Origin of the sequence: Virgisporangium ochraceum (genome assembly GCF_016863655.1) — a bacterium.
In the GTDB taxonomy this organism is placed as follows: Bacteria; Actinomycetota; Actinomycetes; order Mycobacteriales; family Micromonosporaceae; genus Virgisporangium; species Virgisporangium ochraceum.
In genome coordinates this window covers 171,460-184,973 of the sequence record NZ_BOPH01000001.1, presented here as the reverse complement: position 1 = coordinate 184,973, position 13,514 = coordinate 171,460, and the positions used below count along the sequence as shown (strand labels likewise).

The following is a 13,514-nucleotide window of genomic DNA, read 5'->3' as shown; positions in this document are numbered from 1 at the left end:
AGAACAAGCGCGTGCTCGCCCTCCTCGCCGCGGTGGTCGTGTGTGGAGGCCTGCTCACGGTGACCCAGGTGTCGAACGCGGGAACCAACGGCTGGAACTGGGGCAAGCGCCGTCCGTCGCTCCCGGCGTGCCCGCCGGCCAACGCGGGTGGTGCGACGCAGAGTGGTTCGGCCTCGCCGACCGGCAGCGCGTCCAACAACGGCGTGACGGTCACCAACCAGAACGGTCGGCCGGTGCGCCAGTACCGCAACGACGACAACCCCGGCCAGCAGATCCGTGGCGGTGACCGCAACCGCAACCCGCGGCCGTCGTGCACCCCGACCACGCCGGCGAACGGCTCGGCCAGCCCGAGCAGTTCGAGCACCACGCCGCCGCTGGAGGTCCTCGCGACCGACTGCTCCGACAGCCGGCTGCAGGCACACACCGGTTTCCAGGACGGCAACCGCTGCGTGAGCACCTCGATCGGTGAGGTCGCCGAGCTCGCGAAGAACGCCACCGCGATGATCACCCAGTTCCCCACCGGCGGCGTCAACGCGAACCAGGCGTTCACGCTGCGGGTCAGCAGCCGGAACGTCATCCGTGACCGGTTCCTCGCCGCCGGCGCCGGTGGGTACTACCGGGAGACCGCGCTGCTGAACGCGCAGGGCTTCGTCCGCGGCCACCTCCACGTCGGCTGCCGTGTCGTGAACAACACCAACGAGGCCCCCTCGCCGGTCCGGTCGGACTTCTTCGTCGCGATCGAGGACGGTGCCGGGTCCGACACCCCGGACCAGATCAACGTCAACGTGACGGGTCTGCCCCGGGCCGGAACCGCCGTCTGCGCCGTGTGGGCCGGTGACGGTACGCACAAGACCCCGTCGTCGCAGTTCGCCAACCAGCAGCCGGCGTTCGACGTGGTCAAGTTCGTGGTTCGCTGACCCGGAGAAAACCCCTCCAGCGCGGAGCGGCCCCCGACCTTCCGGTCGGGGGCCGCTCCGCGCTGTGCTGGATCAGGCCTTGAGCTTGCGGCCCAGGTTGTCGGTGAGGGCGTTCATGAACTCGTCGGTGGTCAGCCACGGCGCGTCGCGGCCGATCAGCAGCGCGAGGTCCTTGGTCATCTGGCCGCCCTCGACGGTTTCGATGCACACCTGCTCGAGCGCCTCGGCGAAGCCGGTGACCTCGGGGGTGTTGTCGAGCTTGCCGCGGTGGGCGAGGCCCCGGGTCCAGGCGAAGATCGAGGCGATCGGGTTGGTCGAGGTCTTCTCGCCCTTCTGCCACTGCCGGTAGTGCCGGGTGACGGTGCCGTGCGCGGCCTCCGCCTCGACGGTCTTGCCGTCGGGGGCCATGAGCACCGACGTCATGAGGCCGAGCGAGCCGTAGCCCTGCGCGACGGTGTCGCTCTGCACGTCGCCGTCGTAGTTCTTGCAGGCCCAGACGAAGCCGCCCTCCCACTTCAGCGCGGCGGCGACCATGTCGTCGATGAGCCGGTGCTCGTAGGTGAGGCCGGCGGCCTTGAATTCGTCGGCGAACTCGGCGTCGAAGATCTCCTGGAAGAGGTCCTTGAACCGGCCGTCGTAGGCCTTGAGGATCGTGTTCTTGGTGGACATGTAGACCGGGTAGTTCCGGTCGAGCCCGTACCGGAGCGACGCCCGCGCGAAGTCACGGATCGACTCGTCGAAGTTGTACATGCCCATCGCGACGCCGCCACCGGTGAACTCGGCGACGTTGAACTCCATCGGCTCGCCGCCGTCGGCCGGCTGGAACGAGATCGTGAGCGTGCCCGGGCCGGGCACCACGAAGTCGGTCGCCTTGTACTGGTCGCCGTGGGCGTGACGGCCGATGATGATCGGCTTGGTCCAGCCCGGCACCAGCCGCGGCACGTTCGACATGATGATGGGCTCACGGAACACGACGCCGCCGAGGATGTTCCGGATCGTGCCGTTGGGCGAGCGCCACATCTTCTTGAGGCCGAACTCCTCGACGCGCGCCTCGTCGGGTGTGATCGTGGCGCACTTGACGCCCACGCCGTGCCGCTTGATCGCGTTGGCGGAGTCGACCGTGACCTGGTCGTCGGTCTCGTCGCGGTACTGGATCGACAGGTCGTAGTACTCCAGCTCGACGTCGAGGTACGGCAGGATCAGCTGCTCACGGATCTGCTTCCAGATGATCCGGGTCATCTCGTCGCCGTCGAGCTCGACGACCGGGTTCGCAACCTTGATCTTGGCCACGCCGGGCGCTCCTCTCAGGGGATTCTGTTAGCAGTACGAGCGTACTGGATCCAGCCCGGCGCGGCCGGCCGGGGCGCACCCCTGAAGCGGCCGGGGCCTAAGAGGCCTGTGCCTTCTTCTCGGTCGCCTGGCGCGGGTCGATCCACCCGTTCGCGCCCAGGTAACGCAGGACGGTGGCGATCGCCTCGCCGCCCGGCAGGTCCGTGGTGTCGATGGTCAGGTCTGGCGTGGCCGGGATCTCGTACGGGTCGTCGATGCCGGTCATGCCCTTGATCTGGCCGGCCCGGGCCTTGGCGTAGAGACCCTTGCGGTCGCGGCGTTCGCACTCGGCCAGCGGGGTGTTCACCCACACGAGGATGAAGCCGGCCCCGGCCGCGCGGGCGAAGTCACGGGCGGCCTGGCGGGCGGACTCGTACGGGGCGATCGGGCAGCACACCGCCATGCCGCCGTGGCGGGCCACCTCGGCGGCCACCCAGCCGATGCGCCGGACGTTGATGTCGCGGTCGATCGCGGAGAAGCCGAGGCCGGCCGACAGGTGCCGGCGGACGACGTCGCCGTCCATCAGGGTCACCGTGCGTTCGCCGGTCTCCAGGAGGGTCTCCACGACACCGCGGGCCATCGTCGACTTGCCCGAACCGGACAGACCCGTGAAGAACAGCACCAGCCCGCGCTGGCGGCGCGGCGGCCTCGCCTTGGCCATCTCGCGGGCCACGGCCGGCGGCGTGTGCCATTCCGGCAGGGGCGCGCCGCGGTCGAGCAGGTCGTCGACCTCGGCCGGCGCCAACGGCAGCCGCCGGTGCTTGGGCGGGATGTCGTCGCGGCTGCGCCACTGCCCGTCGCGGCTGTCGTAGGCAAGTTCCCGGGGGACCAGGACGCGCAGCCCGCCGCCCGACATCATCGACGCGCCGGTGGCCAGCAGGTGCGTGACCCCGTACGCGGCGGCCACCTTGGCCCGCAGCAGCGCGTCGCGGATCTCGTCTCCGTGCGCCGACAGGGGCACGCCGACGATGGTGGCCGGCGGCATCCGGTCGCGTGCGGCGAGGATGCACCGCACCAGCGACTCCGCCGAGATTCCCTCGGCGGTGGGACCCCCGACGGGGATGAGCACCAGCAGGTGACCGTTGAGCGTGCGGGCCGCGTAGGCGAGCTGGGCCAGCTGCGGCCGGTGCAGCGGGCGGTCGGCGAAGATGCCGAGCACGCGGCCCGGCGGCAAGATGCCGCGCACCTCGCCGGGCGCGCGCCGCAGCCGGCGGAACGGACCTTGCGCGCCCTCGCCGATGCGCCGGATGCGGCCGGTGACCCCGACCGTGCCCTCCCGGGTGGGCCAGCTCTCCGTGACGTCGACGGCCGCGACCGGCGCGCCCTCGGGGTCGGTGAGCACGAGGACGCGCCGCAGCGGGTCGCCGACGTCGAGCTGTTCGGCGATCCCGGGAGGCACCTCGATCGTCACCGGCACCGGCCACGGCGTGCCGTCGACGAGCCGGCCGGTGCGTCCCAGCGACGCGACGTCGGCGCGGCCGAGGAACGTGGTGAGCGGCGCGTAGGCGCCGGACAGGATCAGCTCCAGGTCGGCCAGCTCATGCGGACGCGGCGTGTAGGCGGGAGCATCACGCAGTACGCCCTCGGGCAGGACCCAGCCGTTGGTCATGAGTGCCTATCCTGTCAGGCCCGCCTTAGCCCGTATTGCGCAGCCCCGCCGCGATTCCGTTGACCGTGGTGAGCAGGGCCCGTTGCAGGGTGGGGTCGCGGGGGTCCTCCTCGGTCCGGTACCGGCGCAGCAGCGCCACCTGAAGGTGGTGCAGCGGCTCCAGGTAGGTGTCGCGGACGGCCAGGGTGCGGCGCAGCACCGGCTGCCGTTCCAGCAGCTCGGTCTCGCCGGTGAGCGCGAGCACCTCGGCGACGGTGCGGTCGTACTCCTCGCGGATGCGGTCGAACAGCGGCCGGAGGCGTTCGGGCACCAGGGCCGCGACGTACCGCGACGCGATGCCCAGGTCGGTCTTGAAGAGCATCATCTCCACGTTGGAGAGGAACGTCTGGAAGAAGAACCAGCGCTCGTGCATCTCCTTGAGGGCGTCGCCGAGGCCGGCTTCGCGGGCGGCGGCGAGGCCCGTGCCGACGCCGTACCAGCCGGGGATGATCTGCCGGGTCTGCGTCCAGCCGAACACCCACGGGATCGCGCGGAGTCCGCCGAGGCCGGCCCCGCTGTCGGGACGCTTCGCCGGCCGCGAGCCGATGTTCAGCGCTCCGAGCAGCTCGGTGGGTGTCGACGCCCAGAAGTACGCCGGGAGATCGGGTTCCTCGACGAGTGACCGGTAGCGCCGGAACGCCGCGCCCGACACGGTCGCCATCACGCCGTCCCATTGCGAAAGCTGCTCGGCGGGGAACCTCGACTCCGTGTGCAGCAGGGCGCTGCGCAGCACGGCGGCGACGGTCAGCTCCAGGTTGTCGCGCGCGAGGCTCGGCAACGTGTACTTGTCGGAGATCACCTCGCCCTGTTCGGTGACCTTGATCGCACCGTCGAGCGTGCCGAACGGCTGGGCCAGGATCGCCTCGTGGCTCGGGCCCCCGCCGCGGCCGACGGTGCCGCCGCGGCCGTGGAAGAGCCGCAGCCGCACCCCGTGCCGGGCCGCCACATCGCGCAGCGCCCGCTGTGCGCGGTGGATGCTCCACTGGGACGTCGTGATGCCGGCCTCCTTGTTGGAGTCGGAGTAGCCGAGCATCACCTCCTGCACGTCTCCCCGGGCCCTCACGACCGTGCGGTACGGCTCGATGGTCAGCAGCTGGTCGAGCAGCGGGCCGGCGTTGTCGAGTTCGGCGGTCGTCTCCAGCAGCGGTACGAACCCGATGCGGGCGCGTTCGCCGACGATGTCGACCAGGCCCGCTTCGCGGGCCAGCACCACGGGCGCGAGCAGGTCGTCGGCGCCCTGGGTCATGGAGACGATGTACGACTCGACGACCTCGGACCCGAACCGCTCCTGGCTGGCGCGGATGGTGCGGAACACGTCGAAGGTCTTGCGGGCGCCGTCGCTGAGCGGGGTGTCGACGCCGCTGAGCGGCCGCCGGCTGGACAGCTCCTTCGTGAGGGCGGCCAGGCGTCCGGGCCGGTCGAGGGAGGCGTAGTCGACCTCGCCGACGCGGGTGAACATCTGGGCCAGCACCACGTGGTGGGCGTCGGCGTGTTCGCGGACGTCGAGCGTCGCCAGCCCCAGCCCGAAGGCCGCGAGGGTGCGGATCGCCGACGCGAGCCGGCCGGTGGCGGTCAGCTGGCCGCCGTTGCGGGCCAGCGAGGCGCGCATCAGTTCCAGGTCGGCGAGCAGTTCGCCGGTGCCCAGGTAGTCGCGGCCGGGCCGGTGCGGTGCGCCGGACGCCAGCCGCATGCGGGTGTTGGCGAGCTTGAGCCGGATGCAGCGGGCCTTGAGCCGGTACGGCTCCTCCTCGTTGACCCGCCGGTACCGGGGCGCCATCTCGGGCAGGACGTCGAGGTCGGCGGCGAGGCTCGCGGCCAGGTCGAGCGAGATGCCGCGGACCCGCCGCGACACGCTGAGCTCGTCGACCAGCCGGTCGGCGAGCCGCTCGGCCAGCCGGATGCCGTGCTCGTGCGCGATGATCAGCACGTCGTGGGTCACGGCGGGGGTGACGAACGGGTTGCCGTCGCGGTCGCCGCCGATCCAGGAGCCGAACGTCAGGGGACGCGCGGTCGGCGACAGCGGGACGCCGAGGTTGGCCAGCGTGTCGGCGAGGTCCTCCAGCACGGTCGGCGCGGCGGTGTCGGCCAGGTCGGCCAGGTAGTAGATGGCGTTGCGGGCCTCGTCGGCCGGCTCGGGGCGCTGCAGGCGCAGTTCGTCGGTCTGCCACAGCAGGTCGATGACCTCGGCGAGGCGGCGGTCGGTGCCGTCGCGGTCGGTCCACCCGTCGACGGCGGCCGCGCTGGCTTCGCGGTCGAGTTCGGTGGCGACGGCCCGGAGCTTGGTGAGGATCGAGCGCCGCGCGGCCTCCGTCGGGTGTGCGGTGAACACGGGACGGATGGCGAGCCGGCTGACCGCGGCGCTGACCTCGCGTACCCCGACGCCCCGGTCGGCGATGAGCTTGGCCGCCCGGTCGAGCCAGCCGCCTTCCTGGCCGCGGGCGCGGCGCAGGTCGCGGGCGCGGTGCACCTGTTCGGTGATGTTGGCGAGGTGGAAGTACGTGGAGAAGGCCCGGGCGAGCATGATGCCGGTCGGCACGTCCATCGTCGCGAGGCGCTCGGCGGCCGCTCCGCCGTCGACCCGCACCAGGGCCCGCACCTCCTCGACGAGGTCGAGCAGCGGCTGGCCCTCCTGGCGGGCGAGGGTCTGCCCGAGCAGGGTGCCCAGCCGGCGGATGTCGGAGCGTAGGGCGGCGTCGTACTCCTGCTTGTCCGTCACGTGGTCTGAGAGTAGTGGGCCCTCGTTACATAATGTCGCCATGGCAGTCGGAGCCCTGGGCCAGGTGCACATCAGCGTCCGCGATCTAGACCGGTCGATCGCGTTCTACCGGGACGTGCTCGGTATCAAGTTCCTGTTCCGGGTGCCGGGCCAGCCGATGGCGTTCTTCCAGGCCGGTGACGTGCGGCTGTACCTCGGCACGCCCGAGTCGCCCGAGTTCGCCAGCAAGTGCGTCCTCTACTTCCGGGTGGACGACCTCGACGCCGAGTACCGCCGCCTGACCGGCGAGGGTGTGGCGTTCCTCGACGAGCCGCACGTAATCCACCGCGACGTCGACGGTGAGCTGTGGATGGTGTTCCTCGTCGACCCCGATGGCCACCAGATCGGCCTCATGCAGACCCGTTAACCGCGGGCCGCCCGGGGTATTCGCGCGGTATGACCGAAGACCAGCCCAAGCGCGAGGCGGACGCCAACCGCGCGGCCGAGGCGGAGAAGGAAGCCGCCGACCCCAACCGCAAGGCCGACACCACGAGGGAAGCCGCCCAGGAACCCCCGGACTAACCGCCCCCCGCCCCGCGCCCCGCGCTCGGAGCCGCCGATCTTGCAGTTGTGGCCCCTGATAAAGCCGGACATAGCCCGAAATAACAGCGGCCACGGGTGCAAGATCGGCGGGGAAGGGGCGTCCGGGGTCGGGGGCGGGCTGTGGTTTTCCGCAGGGTAGGTGGGTGGGCCGCCGCATACCGGTGAGCAAGATCCATTTCTACGGTTCAGGTATGGATATCGCGGGCTGGGCCGTGTCGGTCATGGAGACGCTCGGTGCGCCGGGCGCGGGGCTGCTCATCGCCCTCGAGAATCTGTTTCCGCCGCTGCCGAGCGAGGTGATCCTGCCGCTGGCCGGGTTCAGCGCCAGCCGGGGTGAGCTGAGTCTCACCGCGGCGCTCGTCTGGACCACGGCCGGCTCGGTCGTCGGCGCGGTCCTCCTCTACTGGATCGGCGCGCTCATCGGCCGCGACCGGCTGCGGCGGATCGTCGATCGCATGCCGTTGCTGAAGCTGTCCGACGTCGACCGCACCGAGGCGTGGTTCGCCCGGCACGGCACGAAGGCCGTGTTCTTCGGCCGGTTCGTGCCGATCTTCCGCAGCCTCATCTCGGTGCCGGCGGGCGTCGAGCGCATGCGGTTCGGCGTGTTCGTGCTCTACACCACGCTGGGCAGCGCGATCTGGAACACCGTGTTCGTGCTGGCCGGGTACGTGCTGGGGGAGAACTGGCACGTGATCGAGGAGTCGGTGGGCGTCTACTCGAAGGCCGTTCTCGCGGTGGTCGCGGTCGCCACGGCCGGGTTCGTCGTGACCCGTATCCGCCGGAACCGCCGCGGCGAGGAGGAGCCGGTGCGCGCGGTGGGACGGGCCAGGGTTCACGACCCCAGGTAACGCAGCACGGCCAGCACCCGGCGGCTGTAGCCGTCGGAGTGCGCCAGGTCGAGCTTGTCGAAGATCGCCTTGACGTGCTTCTCGACCGCGCTCTGCGAGACGTGCAGCCGGGCGGCGATCGACGTGTTGTTGTGGCCCTGCGCCATCTCGGCGAGCACGTCCTGCTCGCGCGGGGTGAGCCGGCTCAGCGGGTCGGTGTGGGTGGTGCGGCGCAGGAGTTGCCGCACCACCTCCGGGTCGAACGCGGTGCCACCGGCTCCGACGCGGGCCAGCGCCTCCAGGAACTCGCCGACGTCGGCGACCCGGTCCTTCAGCAGGTACCCCACGCGCGCGTTGTCGCCCATGAGCAGGTCGACGGCGTACCGCTGCTCCACGTACTGGGAGAGCACGAGCACGCCGACGGCGGGCCAGCGGCGCCGGATCTCCAGTGCCGCCCGGATGCCCTCGTCGGTGTGCGTGGGCGGCATCCGCACGTCGACGACCACGAGATCCGGCTCGGAAGCGGCCACCGCGTCGAGCAGTTGGGCGCCGTCGCCGACCGCGGCGACGACGAGATAGCCCTCGTCGGTGAGCATGCGGCGCAGCCCGTCACGCAGCAGCGCCGAGTCCTCGGCGAGGATCACCCGCACGGCAGTTCCGCCTCCACGACCGTGGGGCCGCCGGCGGGGCTGCGCACCTCGAACCGTCCGTCGAGCGCGGCGACCCGCCGGGCCAGCCCGGTGAGCCCGCTGCCGGCCGGGTCGGCGCCACCGGCGCCGTCGTCGGTGATCGTGACCGTCACGAAGCCATCCTGCTCGGTCGTCACCGCGAGGGAAATGCGGCTGGCCGCAGCATGCTTCGTCGCGTTGGTGACCGCCTCCGACACCACGAAGTACGCCGCCGCCTCGACCGGCGCGGGCAGCCGCCCGGTCAGCCGGTACTCGACGGTCACCGGCACCGGCGACCGCTCGGCCACCCGGGCCAGCGCCTCCTCCAGCCCGAGGTTGTCCAGCGCCGTCGGGTACACCCGCCACGCGACCTCGCGCAGGTCGTCGAGGATCTGCCGGGACTCCTCGTGGGCCTGTTCCACCAGCTCGGCCGACCGTGCCGGGTGCCGCCGGGCCTGGCCGAGCAGCATCCCGAGGGCCACCAGCCGCTGCTGCACGCCGTCGTGGAGGTCCCGCTCGATCCGCCGCCGCTCGGCGTCGACGGCCTGCACCACCTCGGCGCGGCTGGTCGCGAGTTCCTCGATGCGCCGGCGCAGCGCGTCGGCGTCGGTGGGGCCGAGGAAGCGGTGGGCGAGCCGGCGTTCGAGCCGCACCACCCCGATCAGCCCCTGCAGCGCGAGGAACGCCAGCACCAGCCCGAACGTGCCGATGTAGGCGACCACCCACCACTCGAAGGGGATCCCGTCGGGCTCCTCGCCCCGCGCCCAGCCCCACGCGAACACCACCGCCGTGCCGGCGCCGTAGACCGTCAGTAACAGGATCGCGCCGCCGAGGAGGCCCACCGGCCAGCGCACGCCGAGGTAGGTGAGCGCGCGTTCCCGGCCGTAGCCGCGGTAGGCGGCCGCCTCGGTGTCGCCGTGGAAGCGGCCGAGACGCCACTGCTCCAGCCGGGCGAGCCCGATCACCCCGCCGTTCACCAGGCGCAACGCGGTGGTGCGGTAGCGCGGCCAGCCGAGGGCGGGCGCGATCACGAGGCCGGCCAGCGCCAGGCAGCCGAGCGTCGCCGCGCCGGTCGACGCACCGAGCGTCAAGCCGACCAGATGCCTCACCGCCGCCCGCACGAGGCCAGGCTAGCGGGCCGGGGCGGGTAGTCTTGACGCATCGAACCCCCCGGCTCCGCCGGTCTGGGGTCACACTGCTGTGTCGAATCGCGCCGTGAGGATGCACCAATGAAGCTCGCCGGCCTCCTGCCCGCCGCCCTGGCCGACCGCGCACTCGCCCGCACCGGGGAACTGGCGAAGGCCGACCAGCGGCAGCAGACCGACATCACGGCGCCGCCGGCCTCGCGTCCCTTCGTCGTGGCCGCGATCGCCGCGCACCGCCCGGTGCTGGCCGTCACCGCGACCGGGCGGGAGGCCGACGACCTGGCCGATGCCCTGGGCTGTCTGCTGCCGGCCGACAGCGTCGCGGTCTACCCGTCGTGGGAGACGCTCCCGCACGAGCGCCTGTCGCCCCGGTCCGACACGGTCGGCCGGCGTCTGGCGGTGCTGCGCCGCCTCGCGCACCCGTCCGGGCAGAAGATCAACGTCGTCGTCGCCCCGGTGCGCGCGGTGCTGCAGCCGCAGCTCAAGGGCCTCGGTGACCTCGAACCCATCGAGCTGTCCACCGGCGGCACCCACGATCTCGACGAGGTCGTGCAGCGGCTCGTCGACGTCGCCTACGCCCGGGTCGACCTGGTCACCAAGCGCGGCGAGTTCGCGGTGCGCGGCGGCATCCTCGACGTGTTCCCGCCCACCGAGGAGCACCCGCTGCGGGTGGAGTTCTGGGGCGACGAGGTCGAGGAGATCCGTACGTTCGCGGTCGCCGACCAGCGCACCATCGAGAAGGTCGACAGCCTGTTCGCGCCGCCGTGCCGGGAACTGCTGCTCACCGACGCGGTGAAGGCCAAGGCCAACCAGCTCACCACCGAGCATCCGCAGCTCAGCGAGATGCTCGACCGGATCGCCGCCGGCATCCCGGTCGAGGGTATGGAGAGCCTCGCGCCGGCGCTGCTCGACGGGTCCGACTCGCTGGAACTGCTGATCGACACGCTGCCGCGGAGCACCCACGTGCTGCTCTGCGACCCCGAGCGGATCCGCACCCGCGCCCACGACCTGGTGCGCACGTCGGAGGAGTTCCTGCAGGCCAGTTGGGCCGCGGCCGCCGTCGGGGGCAAGGTTCCGGTGGACCTCGGGGCCGCGTCGTTCAAGACGCTGGCCGACGTGCGTGAGCACGCGGGCTCGCTGGGCCACTCGTGGTGGTCGGTGAGCCCGTTCGGGCAGGTGGAGACGCAACGCCCGCGGGAGGACGAGCCCTGGCGCGACCCCGACGAGGACCTGCTGCCCGCGATCAGCGACGACGACACGCTCACCCTGACGCTGGGCGCCCAGGCGGTGCCGCTGTACCACGGCGAGACCGGCCGGGTCGTCGACGACCTGAAGCGGTGGAGCGGCGACGGTTGGCGGGTGGCGGTGGTGTTCCCGGCCAACGGCCCCGCCGACCGGGCCGCGGAGGTGCTGCGCGACGCCGGTCTCGGCGTGTCGCTGGTCGACGGCATCCGTGAGGAGCCGCCGAGCGGCACCGTCACGATCACCACCGGCGGCCTCGACCACGGGTTCGTCGACGAGAATGCCAGGCTCGCGATCGTCACCGGGAACGACATCTCCGGCGGGCGCGGCGCGTCCACGAAGGACATGCGCAAGATGCCGGCCCGCCGGCGCAACACGATCGACCCGCTGGAGCTGCGCGCCGGCGACTTCGTGGTGCACGAGCAGCACGGCATCGGGAGGTACGTCGAGATGGTGCAGCGCACCGTGAACGGCGCCGAGCGCGAGTACCTGGTGATCGAGTACGCGCCGAGCAAGCGCAACCAGCCCGGCGACCGGCTGTTCGTGCCCACCGACTCGCTCGACCAGCTGAGCCGCTACGTCGGCGGCGAGAACCCGTCGCTGCACAAGATGGGCGGCTCCGACTGGCAGAAGTCGAAGGCCCGCGCGCGCAAGGCGGTGCGCGAGATCGCCGCGCAGCTCATCCAGTTGTACGCGGCGCGCCAGGCGTCGAAGGGGCACGCGTTCGGCCCCGACACGCCGTGGCAGCGCGAGCTGGAGGACGCGTTCCCGTACACCGAGACCCCCGACCAGCTATCCGCGATCGACGAGGTCAAGGAGGACATGCGCAAGCAGGTCCCGATGGACCGGCTCATCTGCGGCGACGTCGGCTACGGCAAGACCGAGATCGCGGTGCGCGCGGCGTTCAAGGCGGTTCAGGACGGCAAGCAGGTGGCCGTCCTGGTGCCGACCACGCTGCTGGCGCAGCAGCACTTCAACACGTTCGCCGAGCGGATGGCCCAGTTCCCGGTGGTGATCAAGCAGCTCTCCCGGTTCGTGACGCCGAAGGAGAGCACGATCACCCTGGAAGGGCTGTTCGAGGGGACCGTCGACATCGTGATCGGCACCCACCGGCTGCTCCAGAAGTCGACGAGGTTCAAGCAGCTCGGCCTGATCATCGTCGACGAGGAGCAGCGGTTCGGCGTCGAGCACAAGGAGTACCTGAAGACCCTGCGGGCGCAGGTCGACGTGCTGTCGATGTCGGCGACGCCGATCCCGCGCACGCTCGAGATGGCGATCACCGGCATCCGCGAGATGTCGACGATCGCCACCCCGCCGGAGGAGCGCCACCCGGTGCTCACCTACGTCGGCGTCCAGGACGAGAAGCAGATCGCCGCGGCGATCCACCGCGAACTGCTGCGTGACGGCCAGGTCTTCTACCTGCACAACCGGGTCGAGTCGATCGAGCGCGCGGCCCGCCGGCTGCGCGAGCTGATCCCGGAGGCGCGGGTCGCGGTCGCGCACGGCCAGATGGGTGAGGACGCGCTGGAGCGCATCATGGTCGGCTTCTGGGAGAAGGAGTTCGACGTCCTCGTCTGCACCACGATCGTGGAGAGCGGCATCGACATCGCCAACGCCAACACGCTGATCGTCGAGCGGGCCGACCTGCTGGGCCTGTCGCAGCTGCACCAGATCCGGGGCCGGGTGGGCCGGGGACGCGAACGCGCCTACGCCTACTTCCTCTACCCGCCCGAGCGTCCGCTCACCGAGCAGGCCCACGAGCGGCTGGCCACGATCGCCCAGCACACCGAGCTCGGCGCCGGCATGTACGTCGCGATGAAGGACCTGGAGATCCGCGGCGCCGGCAACCTGCTCGGCGGCGAGCAGAGCGGTCACATCGAGGGGGTCGGCTTCGACCTGTACGTGCGCATGGTCGGCGAGGCCGTGCAGCAGTTCAAGGGCGAGGAGCCGGAGGAGGAGACCGAGGTCAAGGTCGACCTGCCGGTCGACGCGCACCTGCCGCTGGAGTACATCGGCTCCGAGCGGCTGCGGTTGGAGATGTACCGCAAGCTCGCCGGTGCCAAGTCGAACGAGACGCTCGACGAGGTGGCCGCCGAGATGCGTGACCGGTACGGCGAGCCGCCCACGGAGGTGGCGAACCTCATCGCCGTGGCCCGGCTACGCATGCTGATCAAGCAGTACGGGGTCACCGACGTGTCCCTGCAGGGCCGGCACGTCCGGTTCGGCCCGCTGTCCCTGCCCGACTCGAAACAGCTGCGGCTCAAGCGGCTCTACCCCGACGCGGTCTACAAGCAGGCCACCGACACCGTGTCGCTGCCGCGGCCGACCACGGCCCGCGTCGGCGGCCAGCCGCTGCGCGACACCGCCCTGCTCGACTGGGCGGCCGAGCTGCTCCGTTCGGTGCTGGGCGACCCGGTGCCGGCGGCCCACAAAGCCTGAG

At 71.6% G+C, this 13,514-nt stretch carries 10 protein-coding genes; 5 read left to right on the top strand and 5 right to left on the bottom strand.

Annotation, left to right across the window (positions count from 1 at the left end; translation table 11 throughout):
• Nucleotides 1-11 precede the first annotated feature (11 nt).
• Entirely contained in the window at nt 12-917 is a 906-nt protein-coding gene (locus tag Voc01_RS00865) for a Pecanex-like protein 1 (RefSeq protein WP_203925250.1), read from the top strand.
• A 72-nt stretch (nt 918-989) separates the two neighbouring features.
• On the opposite strand, the gene Voc01_RS00860 is transcribed toward Voc01_RS00865, so the two are convergent.
• The 3 genes from Voc01_RS00860 to ppc form a co-directional block, all read right to left on the bottom strand.
• On the bottom strand, nt 990-2,207 hold the full coding sequence (locus Voc01_RS00860; protein WP_203925249.1) for an NADP-dependent isocitrate dehydrogenase: 1,218 nt from the start codon (nt 2,205-2,207) through the stop codon (nt 990-992).
• A 97-nt stretch (nt 2,208-2,304) separates the two neighbouring features.
• The gene (gene cysC / locus Voc01_RS00855; protein WP_203925248.1) at nt 2,305-3,855 is read right to left on the bottom strand and encodes an adenylyl-sulfate kinase; all 1,551 of its coding nucleotides are present in this window, start codon (nt 3,853-3,855) and stop codon (nt 2,305-2,307) included.
• A 25-nt stretch (nt 3,856-3,880) separates the two neighbouring features.
• Nucleotides 3,881-6,610: a phosphoenolpyruvate carboxylase gene (gene ppc / locus Voc01_RS00850; protein WP_203925247.1), complete on the bottom strand. Its 2,730-nt coding sequence runs from the start codon at nt 6,608-6,610 to the stop codon at nt 3,881-3,883.
• Nucleotides 6,611-6,650: 40 nt separating this feature from the next.
• On the opposite strand from ppc, the gene Voc01_RS00845 reads away from it, so the two are divergent.
• The 3 genes from Voc01_RS00845 to Voc01_RS00840 all read left to right on the top strand — a co-directional run bounded on the left by Voc01_RS00845 (nt 6,651) and on the right by Voc01_RS00840 (nt 8,040).
• Nucleotides 6,651-7,016 (top strand): VOC family protein, encoded by a 366-nt coding sequence (locus Voc01_RS00845; protein ID WP_203925246.1) that lies wholly within the window; start codon nt 6,651-6,653, stop codon nt 7,014-7,016.
• Nucleotides 7,017-7,045: 29 nt separating this feature from the next.
• Nucleotides 7,046-7,171 (top strand): hypothetical protein, encoded by a 126-nt coding sequence (locus tag Voc01_RS53930; RefSeq protein ID WP_275423669.1) that lies wholly within the window; start codon nt 7,046-7,048, stop codon nt 7,169-7,171.
• Nucleotides 7,172-7,383: 212 nt separating this feature from the next.
• Nucleotides 7,384-8,040: a DedA family protein gene (locus Voc01_RS00840; protein ID WP_203925245.1), complete on the top strand. Its 657-nt coding sequence runs from the start codon at nt 7,384-7,386 to the stop codon at nt 8,038-8,040.
• Here the strand turns inward: Voc01_RS00840 and Voc01_RS00835 are convergent.
• Nucleotides 8,025-8,669: a response regulator gene (locus tag Voc01_RS00835; RefSeq protein WP_203925244.1), complete on the bottom strand. Its 645-nt coding sequence runs from the start codon at nt 8,667-8,669 to the stop codon at nt 8,025-8,027. The genes Voc01_RS00840 and Voc01_RS00835 overlap by 16 nt on opposite strands.
• Nucleotides 8,660-9,808, bottom strand: coding sequence for a sensor histidine kinase (locus Voc01_RS00830; RefSeq protein WP_239159833.1), 1,149 nt, complete (start codon nt 9,806-9,808; stop codon nt 8,660-8,662). Before Voc01_RS00830 ends, Voc01_RS00835 begins: the two co-directional genes overlap by 10 nt.
• A gap of 108 nt (nt 9,809-9,916) precedes the next feature.
• On the opposite strand from Voc01_RS00830, the gene mfd reads away from it, so the two are divergent.
• Entirely contained in the window at nt 9,917-13,513 is a 3,597-nt protein-coding gene (gene mfd / locus Voc01_RS00825; RefSeq protein WP_203925243.1) for a transcription-repair coupling factor, read from the top strand.
• The last annotated feature ends 1 nt before the right edge of the window (nt 13,514 follow it).